Raw genomic sequence first — 14,485 nt, forward strand, 5'->3', positions numbered from 1 at the left:
CCTTGCCGCCTGAAGTGATTGCAGCAACAAGGGGCTGAAATTGGGGAGCCTTTTGATGCGTCGTCGGACCTTTGTCGCCACCTTGCCCGCGCTTGCCATGGCGCCAGCGCTCGCCCGCGCGCAGCAGGGTGCCCCCAGCCAATCGCAAGGCACCGAAGGGCCGGGGCAGGGCGGCGCGCCGCAGCCGGCGACGGCGAAGGCGGCGGAATTGCCCGGTCACTGGAAAGCCGGCGAAGACCGCTTCATCCGCCCCGATGTGCATGCCGGTGATCGGCCGGTAGGCGCCAGCTTCGCCTCGCGCACCGCAGTCTATGGCGTGAACGGGGCGGCGGGCACTGCGCACCCGATGGCGACTCAGGCGGGGATCGACATCCTGCGGCAGGGCGGATCTGCCGTCGATGCTGCCATTGCGATCAACGCTTGCCTTGGCCTGCTGGAGCCGACCGCCAACGGCATCGGCGGCGACGTTTATGCGATGATCTGGGATCCGAAGCTGAAAAAGGTCGTCGGCCTCGCCGGCTCCGGTGCCAGCCCGCGCGGGCTGTCGCTGGAAACGGTGCGCGGGCGGGCAAAGAACGGCGTGCTGCCGCCGCTGGGTGCGATCACCGTTTCGGTGCCAGGCACCGTGGATGGCTGGTGGACGATGCACCAGCGCTACGGCAAATTGCCCTGGGCCAAGCTGTTCGAGCCGGCGATCGCGATGGCCGAGGCGGGGACGCCGGTGCCCGACATCATCGCTTATTACATCCGCCGCAGCATGGTGAACTTCGCGCGGCCCGGCAACGGCGTGGAGGATGCGAGCAACGCGCTCAAGACCTGGGGCATGGCGGACGGCAAGGGGCCGAAGGCGGGGCAGGTGTTCCGCAACCCCGACCTTGCACGCACCTATCGCGCGATCGCGCAGGGCGGGCGTGACGCTTTCTATGCCGGTGATCTCGCGCGGATCATGGACCGGTATTTCAAGCGCATCGGGGGCTGGCTACGCTACGAGGATCTGGCGGCGCACCGTTCGGAATGGATCGAGCCGAACCGCACCGATTATCGCGGCGCCACCGTTCACGCGCTGGGCGCCAACACGCAGGGCATCGCGACCTTGCAGATGCTCAACATCCTCGAGCATTTCGACTTGGAGGGGGCCGGGTTCCAGTCGGCGCTGTCGATCCACCTCCAGGCGGAGGCCAAGCGGCTGGCCTATGAGGATCGCGCGCGTTTCTATGGCGATCCCAAGTTCTCGGACGTGCCGGTCGAATGGCTCGTTTCCAAGGAATATGCCGCTGAGCGCGCCAAGCTGATCCGACCGGACCGCATCCTGACGCCGGTTTATCCGGGGCAAGCGCCGAGCCGTGGGGACACGACCTATTTCTCCTGCGCCGACAAGGATGGGATGATGGTGTCCCTTATCCAGTCCAACTTTCGCGGCATGGGTTCGGGACTGGTCGCCGACGGCCTTGGCTTCATGTTCCAGGATCGGGGGCAATTGTTCAGCCTGAAGGACGGACATCCCAACATCTATGCGCCGGGCAAGCGGCCGTTCCAGACGATCATCCCGGGCTTTGCGACAAAGGGAGACGATCCATGGATGAGCTTTGGCGTCATGGGCGGTGACATGCAGCCGCAGGGGCAGACGCAGATCATCGTTAACCGTGTCGATTATGGGCTGGAGATCCAGTCCGCCGGCGACGCGCCGCGCTGGCACCACGAGGGTTCGTCACAGTCGATGGGCGAAGACGATCCCGACCTCGGCCCCAAGGGGCGGCTGCGACTGGAAAGCGGCGTGCCGCTCGCGACCCGGCAGAAGCTGGCGGAGATCGGGTGGAACATCGGCGATCCGGACGGCGGCTTTGGCCGATACGAATGCGTGGAGCATCGCATGGATGGCGCCACCCGCGTCTATGCCGCGGCCAGCGAGATGCGCGCCGATGGGTGCGCGCTGGCTTACTGAGGGAGTTGCGATCACCAGGAGCGGATCAAGGTGATCGGGTCTCGCTTTGGATGAGGTGATTCAGCGGCCGTCGGTTGTTGGCGGATAGCTGGCGCCCATGAAGAACAGGCCGTCGGGCGGCGCGTTGAGGCCGAGCCGTGCGCGATCGGCCGCCAGCAGCGCATCGCCCATGTCAGCGACCGACCAGCGGCCCAGACCCACCATTGCGAGACAGCCGACCATCGAGCGGACCTGATGGTGGAGGAACGAGCGGGCCTGTGCGATCACCATGACCAGATCGTCTTCGCGCAGCACGTCGAGCTTGTTCAGCGTCTTGACCGGGCTGGCCGACTGGCAGTGCGCCGAGCGGAAGGTGGTGAAGTCGTGCTGCCCGATCAGCAACTGCGCCGCCTCGTGCATCGCGGCTTCGTCCAGCGGCTGGGCGATTTGCCACGCGAGACCCTTCTCCCACGTCAGTGGGGCCCGCCGGTTGATGATACGATATTCGTAGGATCGCCCGGTGCAGGAGAAGCGGGCGTGCCAGTCGTCCGCCACTTCCTCGCACGCCAGGATCGCGACCGGATTCGGCCGGAGACGCGCGTTCAACGCCTCGCTTAGGCGAAAGGCGGCGATCGGCTTGGCGATGTCGAGATGCGCGCGCATGGCGGTGGCGTGAACGCCGGCGTCGGTGCGGCCGGCGGCATGGACCGCCGTGCGTTCGCCGGTGATGGCGAAGGCGGCTTCCTCGATCGACTGCTGCACGCTGGGGCCATGGTCCTGCCGCTGCCAACCCATGAAGGGGCGGCCGTCATATTCCACCGTCAGCGCGAAGCGAGTCATAGGCGCGTGCCGGCTGGGATCGGGAAGCCGCGCAGAAGTTCCTCGACGCTCATCACGCCGCGACCGGCGCGCTGGACCGAGGTGGGGCGGATCGCGCCGGATGCGCAAGCGATCGCGAGTCCGTGGTCGAGAACCTGTCCCGCCGCTCGCCCTGAGCTTGTCGAAGGGCTGCTTTCCGTCGTGGGCAAGGACAGGGCTTCGACAGGCTCAGCCCGAGCGGGGGTGTCCATCACCTCCGCCGCAAGCACACGGACGCGTTCTCCATTCACCTCGAACCAGGCGCCGGGCGGATTGAAGGCGCGGATTTGCCGCTCAACCGCAGCGGCATCCTGTGCGAAGTTTAGTCGCAGCTCTTCTTTGGCGATCTTCGTCGCATAGGTGATCCCATCTTCCGGCTGCGCGATCGGCGGATGGCCGTCGAGATCGCCCAGCACCGTCACCATCAGTCGCGCGCCCATGTCGGCGAGTTCGTCGGTGAGTTCGCCCGTCGTCTTGCCAGCGATGGGTGTCCGCGCCTCCAGCCGCACCGGTCCGGTATCCAGCCCAGCCTCCATCTGCATGATCCCGACGCCGGTTTCCGCGTCTCCGGCGAGGATCGCCCGGTGAATAGGCGCGGCGCCACGCCAGCGCGGGAGCAGCGAGCCATGAATGTTGAAGCAGCCGTGGCGCGGCGCATCAAGAATGGCTTGCGGGAGGATCAGGCCATATGCCGCGACCACCGCCACGTCGGCCCGCAACGCCGCAAAGGCGACCTGCTCGTCGGCGCTGCGCAACGAGGCCGGCGTGAGCACCGTGATCCCCAGTTCTTCCGCCCGGCTGTGGACGGGGGAGGGCACCAGCGCACGGCCGCGCCGGCCACCCGGCCGTGGCGGCTGGCTATACGCCGCGACGACATCATGCCCGGCGGCGACCAGCGCATCGAGCGCTGGCACCGCGAACTCGGGCGTTCCCATGAAGATGATCCGCATGGGCGGCGCTTCAACGCGCTGGCGCGGGCGGGCGCAACCCCCTATCTGTTCCCGTGATGGCATCGCAGGAGATCGAGGCGCTGACGGGCGCGCTAGCGCGGCTGCCCGGTCTTGGCCCCCGATCGGCCCGGCGGGCGGTGCTTCACCTCGTCAAGAAACGTGAGGGCGCGCTGGTGCCGCTGCTGACCGCATTGCAGGCGGTGGAGGAGCGGCTGGCGACCTGCTCGTCCTGCAACAATGTCGACACCACCGATCCGTGCGCGATCTGTGCCGATCCGCGGCGCGATGCGCGTGCTTTGTGCGTGGTGGAGGAAGTGGCGGATCTGTGGGCGCTGGATCGCTCGCGGTTGTTTCCGGGGAAGTATCATGTGCTCGGTGGGCGGCTGTCTGCGCTGGAGGGCGTGCGGCCGGAGGATCTGGCGATCGATCAACTCGTCCGCCGCGTCGAGGGCGGCGGGGTGGACGAGGTGGTGCTGGCGATGAATGCCACGCTGGAGGGCCAGACCACCGCGCATTATATCGCCGAGCGGCTGGAGCGTTTTCCGGTGCGGCTCACGCAACTGGCGCATGGCCTGCCGGTCGGTGGCGAGCTGGACTATCTCGACGAGGGGACACTGGCGCAGGCGCTCCGCGCACGTCGTCCGGTTGCCTAATTCGCGGCTCGCTTGATTCGCCAACCGGCTGCCAATATCTGCTCGGGATGGCCGTTCTTCCCATTGTAGAAATCCCGGATCCTCGTCTTCGCCTGATGTGCGAACCTGTCGCCACGATCGACGACGAGGTGCGTCAGCTTGTCAGTGATATGACCGAGACGATGTATGCCGCGCATGGCATTGGCCTCGCCGCCATCCAGGTCGGCGTGGCGCGCCGCGTAGTCGTGATCGATCTTCAGGAGCGCGAAAGCGAGGACGAGGAAAAGCCCGAGGCTGTCCGCAATCCCCGCGCGTACATCAATCCCGAGATCCTGTCGGTCTCCGACGAGTACTCCCGCTATCAGGAAGGCTGCCTGTCGATCCCTGAACAATATGCGGAGGTCGAGCGCCCGGCGCGCTGCCGCGTGACGTGGCTCGGCCTCGATGGCGAGCGGCACGAGGAAGAGATGGATGGTCTGCTCGCGACCTGCATGCAGCACGAGATCGACCATCTGAACGGCGTGCTGTTCATCGATCATATCACGCGGCTGAAGCGCGACATGCTGCTCAAGAAGCTCGCGAAGGCGCGCAAGAACGCGGCCTGATTGGCGCTTGCCTCGTTGCGGGGCGAGGGGTAGGTTCGCGCTTCGTTCTCCTTGAGGAAGAAGCGTGGAGCCTGTCGCGGTCCTGTTCGTCGTTATTGCGTTGCTGGTCGGGTTGGCTGCCGGTTGGTGGCTCGCGAACCGTGGGCTGGCCGCGTTGCGCGCCGAGCGTGATGCGCGCACGAACGAGTTCAAGAAGGCGATTGTCGATCTGGCGGGCGCCGAGGAGCGGGCCAGGGCGGCGGATGCGTTGCGGACCGAGCTGGCGGCGATCCGTGACGACCGCGATGCGCGCCGGGCGGAGATCGCGCGGCTGGAGGCGGAAGCGCGTGGATTCGATGCGCGGCTGACCGAATTGCGTGAAGCGAAAGACGCGCTGGCGGCGCAGTTCGGGCAGGTCGGACAGAAGCTGCTGGCCGAGGCGCAGGACCGTTTTCTCCAGCGCGCCAACGAGCGTTTCCGCGAGTCGGAGGAGACGGCGGGGCAGAATTTGCGGGCGATGCTCCAGCCGGTGAGCGAGCGGCTTCAGCGCTATGAAGAGGGCGTGCAGAAGGTCGAAGCCGAGCGGCGAGATGCTTTCGGCGAATTGCGCGGGCAGATCGAGCAGATGCGCGTCGGGCAGGAATCGGTGCGCAGCGAGGCGGCGAAGCTGGTCAATGCGCTACGCAATGCGCCGAAGGCGCGTGGTCGCTGGGGCGAGCAGCAGTTGCGCAACGTGCTCGAAAACTGTGGGCTTTCCGAACATGCCGATTTCGCCACGGAAGTGTCCGTGACCGACGGGGAGGGCGGACGCTTCCGCCCCGACGTGATCGTGCGCATTCCGGGCGGGAAGTCGCTGGTGATCGACGCCAAGGTGTCGCTGAACGCTTATCAGGATGCGTTCGGCGCAGTGGACGAGGCGGAGCGCGCGGCGGGGCTGACGGCGCATGCCGCGGCGATGCGCGCGCACGTCAACGGGCTGGGCGCCAAGGCCTATTGGAACCAGTTCGACGATGCGCCCGACTATGTCGTGATGTTCGTGCCGGGGGAGCATTTCCTCTCCGCCGCGCTCGAGCATGACCCGACGCTCTGGGATTTCGCCTTCGATCGCCGGGTGCTGCTGGCCACGCCGACCAACCTGATCGCGATCGCGCGCACCGTGGCGGCGGTGTGGCGGCAGGAGCAACTGGCGGAGCAGGCGCGCGAGATCGCGCAACTCGGCAAGGATCTCTATGCGCGGCTTTCGGTGATGGGCGGGCATGTCGCGAAGCTGGGGAAGAACCTCGATACTGCCATGGGGGCGTACAACCAGTTCGTCGGTAGCCTGGAATCGCAGGTGCTGACCCAGGCGCGGCGGTTCGAGGCGCTCAAGATCGACACCGCGGGCAAGAGCATCGAGGCGCCGCCGGTGAGCGAGCAGAGCGCGCGGCCGTTGACGAAGCTGATCGCTGAGGTGGGCGAGGCGGCGGAGTAGCCGCCCCCGGACGTCGGCCCTTCCGTCATGCCGGGCTTGTCCCGGCATCCACTGGGTCGCGCTTTCAGCGACGTGGCATTTGCGGCGGCCTGGATGCCGGGACACGCCCGGCATGACGGGTTTGGCTGACGTTGCCTCGCTCGCGCTGTCATCCCGGCCTTGAGCCGGGACCCATCGTGCGGCAAACGCTGTGCCGAGTGATCTGGCGTCAGCATCTGCGGCGCCTTGGGTCCGGGCGCAAGGCCGGGATAACTAAGTACGTGGCTTACTCTCACCGGACAGATCAACCATCCGGTCGTGCTGAGCTTGTCGAAGCATGTGCGTTCTGGGCACGCCCTTCGACAGGCTCAGGGCGAACGGAGCTCAATGAGGTAGTGTCTTTATCCCCGCAACGCCGACGCCGCGCGCGCCTTGGCCTCGATCTCCGCAGGCGTGCCGCTAGTGACCCAGCTGCCGCCGACGCACAGCACCCGGTCGAACGCCAGCCAATCCGCCGCATTGGCTTCCGAAATCCCGCCGGTCGGGCAGAATCGGCACTGGTAAAAGGGGGCGGCGAGTGCCTTCAGTGCCTTGAGGCCGCCCGACGTTTCGGCGGGGAAGAACTTGAAATGGGTGAGGCCCAGGTCGAGCCCGCGCATGATGTCCCCCGCGGTCGCCACGCCGGGGAGGAACGGGACGCCGCTGGCGATGATCGGATCGGCGAGCCGCTCGGTCAGGCCGGGGGAGACGATGAACTCGGCGCCGGCGTCCATCACCTGGCCGAATTGCTCTTCCGTCACGACGGTGCCGGCGCCGACGATCGCGCCGGGCACCTGCTTCATCTCGCGGATCGCGTCGAGCGCGGCGGGGGTGCGCATTGTCACCTCCAGCACCTTCAGCCCGCCGGCGACCAGCGCCTCGGCGAGCGGCCGCGCGGCCGCCGCATCCTCGATCACCAGCACGGGGATGACCGCGCTGGTCCGCATGATGTCGCCGATTTCGCTCATGACGTATGTTCCTGTGCAAAGGCAGCCGCGGCGCCGAACAGGCCCGGCTGGGGATGGGTGATGAGCTTGACCGGAATGCCGGCCATCATCGATTGGAAACGCCCCTTGGCGACGAAGCGCTGGTCGAAGCCGGAGCGGAGCAGCTTGTCCTTGATGCGCAGGCCCAGTCCGCCGGCGATCACGACGCCGTTCGCGCCATGCGCCAGCGCAAGGTCGCCCGCCGTCGCGCCGAGCGCGAGGCAGAAGCGGTCGAGCGCGGCGAGCGCGATCGAATCGGTGCCCTCCAATGCCTCGGTCCAGATCGCCTTGTCGTCGCGCGTCGGAACGGAGCGGCCCTCCATCTCGGCGAGCGTTTCGTAGATCGCGACGATGCCGGGACCGGCGCAGATCCGCTCCGTCGAAACGCGGGTGAAGGTTTTCCGCAACCGCTTCAGGATCGCGTCTTCGATGCCGTCAAGCGGGGCGTAATCGACGTGGCCGCCTTCGGTCGGCAGCACGTAATAATGACCGTTGGTCTTCAGCACCTGCGCCACGCCCAGACCTGTGCCCGGCCCGCAGACGGTCGTCACCCCCTTGGCGGGGATCGGCACGTCGGGGCCGCACAAATGGTCGAAATCTGCTTCGGGCAGCTGAGCCACGGCGTGGCCGATCGCGCCAAAATCGTTGATGATCGTATAGGTGGTCGCGCCGAGTCGCTCGGGGATCAGCGACGGGCGGATCACCCAGGGATTGTTGGTGAGGCGGATCACGTCGCCAGTGATCGGCGAGGCCACCGCGATTGCTGCGGCGCGCGGGATCGGGCGATCGAGTTTCTTCTCGAACGCCTGCCAGGCGGTTTGCAGGCTGGCGTGTTCGGCGGTCTTGAGCGTGACCGGCTCGTCGAGCGAGACGACACGGCCGCCCTCCACCTCAGCAATGGCGAAGCGCGCGTGCGTGCCGCCGATATCAACTGATACGATGTCCACTTTTCTACTCCCTCTCCCCTTCAGGGGAGAGGGCCGGGGAGAGAGGCTGTCCCTCACATCCGGCCCATGCGTTCAGAGGCTCCGTACTGCCCCTCTCCCCGACCCTCTCCCCTTAAGGGGAGAGGGAGACTAAAGACCTGCCCCGGCCAGCACAGCACTCGCGCCCTTTTCGGCTTCATCGGAAAGCCCGCGGAACATGCCGAACAGCTCGCGCCCGAAGCCTTCGGCCGCAGGCGGCGCCGCGGCTGGCTCGCGTGCTGCCCATTCCGCCGCGTCGACCAGCGCTTCCAGCGTGCCCGCGACCGCATCGACGCGGATCAGGTCGCCGTCGCGGATCAGGCCGATCGCGCCGCCGCCGAGTGCCTCGGGCGAGACGTGGATCGCCGCAGGCACCTTGCCCGAGGCGCCGGACATGCGACCGTCGGTGACCAGCGCCACGCGAAAGCCCTTGTTCTGCAACACGCCGAGCGGAGGCGTGAGCTTGTGCAGTTCGGGCATGCCGTTGGCCCGCGGGCCTTGGAAGCGGACCACCACTACTACGTCGCGATCGAGTTCGCCGCGCTGGAAGGCGGCGAGCACCTCGGCCTGGTCGGAGAAGACTGCGGCGGGTGCCTCCACGATCCAGCGGTCGCGCTCAACGGCGGAGACCTTGATGCACGAGCGGCCGATGTTGCCAGCGAGGATGCGCATGCCGCCGTCGGGCGAGAAGGGCTCGGCCGGCGTGCGCAGGATCGTGTCGTCGCCGCTCGGGCCCGGATCGCGCCACGTGAGCTTGTCGTCTTCCAGCATCGGCTTGTTCGCCGAGGCGCCGAGCGTGTCGGCGCCGGCGGTCAGGATGTCGCCGTGCAGGTGCCCGCTGGCGATCAGTTCGCGGATCACGAACGCCATGCCGCCCGCCGCCTCGAAGCCGTTCACGTCGGCCGAGCCATTGGGATAGACGCGCGCGATCAGCGGGACTGCGCCCGACAGGCGGTCGAGATCCTCCCAGTCGATGATGATCCCCGCCGCACGCGCGATGGCGGGCAGGTGGAGGAGGTGGTTGGTCGAGCCGCCGGTCGCCAGCAGGCCAACCGCCGCGTTCACGATCGCGCGCTCGTCGACGCAATGGCCGATCGGACGGTAATTCTCGCCGCGCCACCCCAGCCCGGCGACGCGATGCACTGCCGCGCGCGTCAGTTCCTGGCGCAGCTTGGTGCCGGGGTTGACGAAGGCGGCATTGGGCACGTGGAGGCCCATCACCTCCATCATCATCTGGTTGGTGTTGGCGGTGCCGAAGAAGGTGCAGGTGCCCTGCGTGTGATAGGCGGCGATCTCGCTGTCGAGCAGCTCCTCGCGATCCGCATCGCCGGTGGCGTAGCGTTCGCGCACCGCTGCCTTGCTCTTGTTCGAAATGCCGGTCGGCATCGGGCCGCCTGGAACCAGCAGCATCGGCAGGTGGCCGAAGCGAAGTGCGCCCATCAAGAGGCCGGGGACGATCTTGTCGCAGATCCCGAGGAGCAAGGCGCCCTCGAACGTGCCGTGGCTGAGCGCAATGGCGGTGGACAGCGCGATCGTATCACGGCTGAACAGCGACAGCTCCATGCCGGCATAGCCCTGCGTCACGCCGTCGCACATAGCCGGCACGCCGCCGGCGACCTGCGCCGTCGCGCCGACCTCGCGTGCCCAGACCTTCATCTGTTCGGGGTAGCGGTAATAGACCGCATGGGCCGAGAGCATGTCGTTATAGGCGGTGACGATGCCGATGTTCATGCCGCCGCCGGCCTTCATCGCCGGGCGATCCTCCTCGGTGCCGGCATAAGCGTGCGCGAGGTTGGCGCAGCCGAGCATCGGGCGGCCGATCCACTGGTCGCGCTCGCGGGTGAGCAGGTCGAGGTAGCGCGTGCGGCCCTCGCGCGAGCGTTCGATCACGCGATCGGTGACGGCGGAGACGACAGAGTTCAGGGGCATTTCAATCTCTCATTCCCCTCCCGCTTGCGGGAGGGGTTAGGGGAGGGCGTGTCCACCTTACGCCTGCGCGACCGTTGCGGACAGGCCCTCCCCCAGCCCCTCCCGCAAGCGGGAGGGGAGTTTGGATGGCGTCAGGCTATTCCGCCCAGTGGATGTCCACCGGCAGTTCCGCATCGGCCAGCACGCGGCCGATCGGATAGGCCGAGCCGGCGCCTTGCGCGATCGCATCCTCCAGCACCTTGCGCTTGGCTGCGCCGGTCACCGCAATCATCAGCGCCTTGGCCGAGATGATGCCCGCGCGCGACAGCGTGACGCGCGCCACCGGCGCCTCGGGCGGCAGCGGATCGGGCAGCACGCCCAGCGCGCGGCGCTCCCGCGGGCCGTTCAGCGCCTCGTCGTAATCGGCGCCGGGGAAGATCGAGGCGGTATGGCCATCGCCGCCGACGCCCAGCAGGCACAGGTCGAGCGGCCAGTGCAGATCCTGCATCAGCGCATCCGCGGAGCGGCCCGCGGCTTTATAGTCGGCGGTCGCCTGCGGCACGATCGGGATGACGCGCGCGCCCTTGGGAATGAAGGTCTTGCCGATCATCGTCACGTTGCTGAGCGGATCGCCCAGCGGCACGATCCGCTCGTCGGTCGGCAGGATCGTCACGCGCTTCCAGTCGAGCTTGGCGCTCGCCAGCTTGGCGTAGATCGGGATCGGCGTCTTGCCGCCCGACAGCGCGATCACCGCTGCGCCGCGTGCCTCGATTGCGGATTCGATGATGAACTGGACGTCGCCGGCGACGGCCTCGGCCATCTCCTGCGCATCGTCATATTCCCACCATTCGATTTCGTCGCTCATAATTCCACTTCCGTTCGTCCCGAGCAAAGTCGAGGGACGGGTAAAGCCAACGTGTCTCGACTTCGCTCGACACGAACGGGTGAGGGGAACCCTTGGCTCCCCTCTGGTTCAATCGTCCTGCCAGCTCACCCCGTCACGCTCGGTCAGCGCGATCGAGGCCGCGGGGCCCCAGGTACCGGCGGAATAATGCTTGGGCTTCATGTCGTTCGCTTTCCAGCCTTCGCGGATGGCGTCGATCCAGGTCCATTGCGCCTCCACCTCGTCGCGGCGCACAAACAACGTCTGGTCGCCCTCGATCAGATCGAGCAGCAGGCGTTCGTAGGCAATGCGGCGGCGGGTGCCGGCGAATTCCGCGTCGAGGCTGAGGTTCAGCGGCACTTCGCGCAGGCGGATGCCCTCTCGGTCGAGGCCGGGTTCCTTGGCCATCACCAGCAGCTGGATATATTCCTCCGGCTGGAGGCGAATGATCAGCATGTTGGGCTGGAGCAGCCCGCCGCGCCCCGAGAACATCGAATGCGGCACCGGCTTGAACTGGATCGCGATCTCGCTGCGCCGTGTCGGCATACGCTTGCCGGTGCGCAGGTAGAAGGGCACGCCCTGCCAGCGCCAATTGTCGACATGGGCCTTCAGCGCGACGAACGTCTCGGTGTTCGAGTCTCTGCCGAGTTCCTCGTCATAGCCCTTGACGATCTCGCCCTTGACGGCACCACCAGTATATTGGCCGATGACGCTGTTCTGCGGCACTTCCTCGGGCTTCAGCTGGCGTAGTGATCGGAACACCTTGGCCTTTTCGTCGCGGATCTCGGTCACATCGTAGCGCGCCGGCGGCTCCATCGCGATCAGCGCGACGAGTTGGAGGATGTGGTTCGCCACCATGTCGCGCAGCGCGCCGGCGCCGTCATAGTAGCTCGCGCGATCTTCCAGCCCGACCGTCTCGCTGACGGTGATCTGGACGTTGTCGATCCCCTGCGCATTCCACACCGGCTCGAAGAAGGAGTTGCCGAAGCGCAGCGCCATGATGTTCTGCACCGTCTCCTTGCCGAGATAATGATCGATGCGGAAGATCCGCTCCTCGGGAAAGGCGGTGGCGACGGTATCGTTGATCTCGCGGCTGGAAGCGAGATCGTAGCCGAGCGGCTTTTCCAGGCCGATGCGCACCGTCTCGCCGGCGAGGCCGGCGCTGTCGAGGCCCTGAATCACCTGCTCGAACAGCGAGGGGGCGGTGGACAGGAAGATCGCCAGTCCGCCGGAGATGTCGCCGACCTTTTCGGCGAGAACGTTATAATGGTCGATATCGGTCGCGTCGAGCGACTGAAATTGCAGCCGCTTGAGGAAGCCGTCGATCGCGGCCGCATCCTTGCGGTCCCTGGGCAGGAACTCGTCGAGGGCTTCTTTGGCGAAGGCGCGGAAGCCCTCGTCGTCATGATCGGCGCGCGCGGTGCCGGTGATCGTCAGCCCCTCGGGCAGCAGCTTGTCCGCATGCAGATTGTACAGCGACGGCAGCAGCATGCGCTGGGCGAGATCGCCGGTCGCGCCGAACAACAATAGCTTCCCGACCGGGTTGCGCTGCATGCGTGCTCCTCTTGCTGGCTTTGGGCGACCTCGTGGGGGCGCGGTGCGCTCCATAGTCCGCCTTTGGGCTAGGTGACCAGCCCGGTCATCGGATCGGCGCCGATCATCAGGTTCAGGTTCTGCACCGCGGCACCCGACGCGCCCTTGCCGAGATTGTCGAGTGTGGCGACGAGGCGGAACTGGTCGCCCCCCGGGCTGCCGAAGACGTGAAGCGTCATGCGGTCGGTCGCCGCGTCGTCCTCGATCCGGATGAGCTTGGCGTCTTCGTTCGCAACGCGGACCAGCGGAGCGTTGGCGAAGGTCTCTGCCAGCGTCGCGCGCAGCTGATCGGCTGTGGTGCCGGGCGCGAGCTGGGCGGCGTGGATCGGCACTTCGATGACCATGCCGCGATGGATGTTGGCCACCGATGGCATGAAGATCGGCGCGACCGAGAGGCCGGCGTGCTGCGTCATCTCCGGCACATGCTTGTGACCCAGGCCGAGCGCATAGGCGCGGTGCGCAGAGCTGTTGCCGCCTTCGAACTCGGCAATCATACCCTTGCCACCGCCCGAATAGCCGGAGGTGCCGTGTACCGCGAGCGCGGCATCGGCCGGCAGCAGCCCGGCGCGAACCAGCGGCTCGACTAGCGCGAGAAACCCGGTGGGATAGCAGCCGGGGTTGGTTACCCGTGTCGCGACCGCGACATCGAAGCCGAGCTCGGGAAAGCCGTAGGTCCAGCCCTCAGCCACGCGATGCGCGCTCGACGCGTCGATCACGCGCGTGCGTGGATTGTCGATCAGCGCCACTGCCTCGCGCGCAGCATCGTCCGGTAGGCAGAGGATGACGACGTCGGCGGCGTTGATCGCCTCGCGCCGCGCGTCGGCGTCCTTGCGCTGCTCTTCCGGCAAGGTCACCACTGACAGATCCCTGCGGCCGGCGAGCCGCTCGCGGATCTCCAGGCCGGTCGTGCCGACCGCCCCGTCGATAAAGACCGTAGCCGTCAAGCCACGTCCCCCAGCGCCGCCGCATCAACATAGCCGACGAGCCCGGTCACCGTCGCAACACCCCAGGCGGTGTCGCCCGTCACATCGAGCATGTCGAACGGATCGCCCGCGGCGAGGATCGCGAGGCGCGGCGAATCGCTGGTCCGCTCGGCACGGAGTTCCGTGGTGGCAAGGATCTGGCGACGGAGGGGAGCGGCATAGTGCGGCGCGAACACCTGGTCGGCCAGACGAACGTCGGCCAGATCCTTGCGCACCGCATGGCGGGTGGGATCAAGCGAGTGCGAACGGCCCAGCAGCGCGAACGACTTACGCGCTGGCGCGGGCTGGGACGGGCTGCTCATGCTCGCCGTCGCCGATAAACTGGCCGAACTCCTCAAGAAAATTTGCCCCTTCGGATGTACGTGCGACGAAGATGTTGCGCTTGTCGCTATCGTCACGTTGTCGGCGCAGATAGCCGAGCGCGCCAAGTCTATTCAAGGCGCGTGTCACCACGGGCTTCGACACATTCAGAATTCGTGCCAGCCCGCGCACCGTATGGGGGCCAGGCTTCAGGTACACCACCAGCAGCAACGCCATTTGGCGATTGGTTAGATCGGGTTCACCCGAGCGGACATAGTCCACCAGGGTGTTCATCCAGGAACCGAGTTCGGAATTCGCGAATACAGCCACATGCGTCATCCGGGTTGGGTGCGCTAACGCGCGCCATTTGCGGGGAATAACGTCCGCCTGCGCGGCTGGTTTCAGTACTGTCACGAAATCGACCAACGGTTGA

14 protein-coding genes are annotated in these 14,485 nt (G+C 66.9%); 4 read left to right on the forward strand and 10 right to left on the reverse strand.

Annotated elements, in window-relative coordinates; all coding sequences use genetic code 11:
• Positions 1-55: 55 nt before the first annotated feature.
• Positions 56-1,942, forward strand: coding sequence for a gamma-glutamyltransferase family protein (locus SPHI_RS09210; protein ID WP_076744634.1), 1,887 nt, complete (start codon positions 56-58; stop codon positions 1,940-1,942).
• 60 nt (positions 1,943-2,002) lie between these two features.
• On the opposite strand, the gene truA is transcribed toward SPHI_RS09210, so the two are convergent.
• Positions 2,003-2,761 carry a tRNA pseudouridine(38-40) synthase TruA gene (gene truA / locus SPHI_RS09215; protein WP_076744635.1) on the reverse strand — a complete coding sequence of 253 codons (759 nt, stop codon included), beginning with the start codon at positions 2,759-2,761 and terminating at the stop codon, positions 2,003-2,005.
• The gene (gene fmt, locus SPHI_RS09220) at positions 2,758-3,729 is read right to left on the reverse strand and encodes a methionyl-tRNA formyltransferase (protein WP_076744636.1); all 972 of its coding nucleotides are present in this window, start codon (positions 3,727-3,729) and stop codon (positions 2,758-2,760) included. Before fmt ends, truA begins: the two co-directional genes overlap by 4 nt.
• Positions 3,730-3,785: 56 nt before the next feature.
• On the opposite strand from fmt, the gene recR reads away from it, so the two are divergent.
• The 3 genes from recR (at position 3,786) to rmuC (ending at position 6,416) form a co-directional block, all read left to right on the forward strand.
• Positions 3,786-4,382 carry a recombination mediator RecR gene (gene recR / locus SPHI_RS09225; RefSeq protein ID WP_076744637.1) on the forward strand — a complete coding sequence of 199 codons (597 nt, stop codon included), beginning with the start codon at positions 3,786-3,788 and terminating at the stop codon, positions 4,380-4,382.
• Between the two features lie 47 nt (positions 4,383-4,429).
• Positions 4,430-4,966: a peptide deformylase gene (def, locus tag SPHI_RS09230; protein ID WP_076744638.1), complete on the forward strand. Its 537-nt coding sequence runs from the start codon at positions 4,430-4,432 to the stop codon at positions 4,964-4,966.
• Positions 4,967-5,030: 64 nt separating this feature from the next.
• The gene (rmuC, locus tag SPHI_RS09235) at positions 5,031-6,416 is read left to right on the forward strand and encodes a DNA recombination protein RmuC (protein WP_076744639.1); all 1,386 of its coding nucleotides are present in this window, start codon (positions 5,031-5,033) and stop codon (positions 6,414-6,416) included.
• A gap of 380 nt (positions 6,417-6,796) precedes the next feature.
• Here rmuC and eda read toward each other — a convergent pair whose 3' ends face one another.
• From eda to SPHI_RS09275, 8 genes are all read right to left on the reverse strand, one after another.
• Positions 6,797-7,402 carry a bifunctional 4-hydroxy-2-oxoglutarate aldolase/2-dehydro-3-deoxy-phosphogluconate aldolase gene (eda, locus tag SPHI_RS09240; RefSeq protein ID WP_076744640.1) on the reverse strand — a complete coding sequence of 202 codons (606 nt, stop codon included), beginning with the start codon at positions 7,400-7,402 and terminating at the stop codon, positions 6,797-6,799.
• Positions 7,399-8,367 carry a glucokinase gene (gene glk, locus SPHI_RS09245; protein ID WP_076744641.1) on the reverse strand — a complete coding sequence of 323 codons (969 nt, stop codon included), beginning with the start codon at positions 8,365-8,367 and terminating at the stop codon, positions 7,399-7,401. The genes eda and glk overlap by 4 nt, the downstream gene beginning before the upstream one ends.
• A 129-nt stretch (positions 8,368-8,496) precedes the next feature.
• Entirely contained in the window at positions 8,497-10,314 is a 1,818-nt protein-coding gene (gene edd, locus SPHI_RS09250; protein ID WP_076744642.1) for a phosphogluconate dehydratase, read from the reverse strand.
• A 136-nt stretch (positions 10,315-10,450) separates the two neighbouring features.
• Positions 10,451-11,158 carry a 6-phosphogluconolactonase gene (gene pgl, locus SPHI_RS09255; RefSeq protein ID WP_076744643.1) on the reverse strand — a complete coding sequence of 236 codons (708 nt, stop codon included), beginning with the start codon at positions 11,156-11,158 and terminating at the stop codon, positions 10,451-10,453.
• A gap of 108 nt (positions 11,159-11,266) precedes the next feature.
• Positions 11,267-12,730, reverse strand: a complete 1,464-nt coding sequence (gene zwf / locus SPHI_RS09260; protein WP_076744644.1) for a glucose-6-phosphate dehydrogenase — start codon at positions 12,728-12,730, stop codon at positions 11,267-11,269.
• 68 nt (positions 12,731-12,798) lie between these two features.
• The gene (gene argC, locus SPHI_RS09265; RefSeq protein ID WP_076744645.1) at positions 12,799-13,713 is read right to left on the reverse strand and encodes an N-acetyl-gamma-glutamyl-phosphate reductase; all 915 of its coding nucleotides are present in this window, start codon (positions 13,711-13,713) and stop codon (positions 12,799-12,801) included.
• Positions 13,710-14,054: an SH3 domain-containing protein gene (locus SPHI_RS09270; RefSeq protein ID WP_233130828.1), complete on the reverse strand. Its 345-nt coding sequence runs from the start codon at positions 14,052-14,054 to the stop codon at positions 13,710-13,712. Before SPHI_RS09270 ends, argC begins: the two co-directional genes overlap by 4 nt.
• A complete protein-coding gene (locus SPHI_RS09275; protein ID WP_076744711.1) occupies positions 14,020-14,346 on the reverse strand; it encodes a MarR family transcriptional regulator in 327 nt (108 codons plus the stop codon). The genes SPHI_RS09270 and SPHI_RS09275 overlap by 35 nt, the downstream gene beginning before the upstream one ends.
• Positions 14,347-14,485 lie beyond the last annotated feature (139 nt).

The organism is Sphingomonas jeddahensis, assembly GCF_001981525.1.
GTDB lineage: Bacteria > Pseudomonadota > Alphaproteobacteria > Sphingomonadales > Sphingomonadaceae > Sphingomonas > Sphingomonas jeddahensis.

Excerpts from the sequence above, each read along its gene's own strand:
- zwf (WP_076744644.1), bottom strand. The coding sequence starts at position 12,730 with ATGCAGCGCAACCCGGTCGGGAAGCTATTGTTGTTCGGCGCGACCGGC.
- SPHI_RS09270 (WP_233130828.1), bottom strand. The coding sequence starts at position 14,054 with ATGAGCAGCCCGTCCCAGCCCGCGCCAGCGCGTAAGTCGTTCGCGCTG.
- edd (WP_076744642.1), bottom strand. The coding sequence starts at position 10,314 with ATGCCCCTGAACTCTGTCGTCTCCGCCGTCACCGATCGCGTGATCGAA.
- SPHI_RS09210 (WP_076744634.1), top strand. The coding sequence starts at position 56 with ATGCGTCGTCGGACCTTTGTCGCCACCTTGCCCGCGCTTGCCATGGCG.
- SPHI_RS09275 (WP_076744711.1), bottom strand. The coding sequence starts at position 14,346 with ATGAACACCCTGGTGGACTATGTCCGCTCGGGTGAACCCGATCTAACC.
- def (WP_076744638.1), top strand. The coding sequence starts at position 4,430 with ATGGCCGTTCTTCCCATTGTAGAAATCCCGGATCCTCGTCTTCGCCTG.
- pgl (WP_076744643.1), bottom strand. The coding sequence starts at position 11,158 with ATGAGCGACGAAATCGAATGGTGGGAATATGACGATGCGCAGGAGATG.
- fmt (WP_076744636.1), bottom strand. The coding sequence starts at position 3,729 with ATGCGGATCATCTTCATGGGAACGCCCGAGTTCGCGGTGCCAGCGCTC.
- eda (WP_076744640.1), bottom strand. The coding sequence starts at position 7,402 with ATGAGCGAAATCGGCGACATCATGCGGACCAGCGCGGTCATCCCCGTG.
- recR (WP_076744637.1), top strand. The coding sequence starts at position 3,786 with ATGGCATCGCAGGAGATCGAGGCGCTGACGGGCGCGCTAGCGCGGCTG.
- truA (WP_076744635.1), bottom strand. The coding sequence starts at position 2,761 with ATGACTCGCTTCGCGCTGACGGTGGAATATGACGGCCGCCCCTTCATG.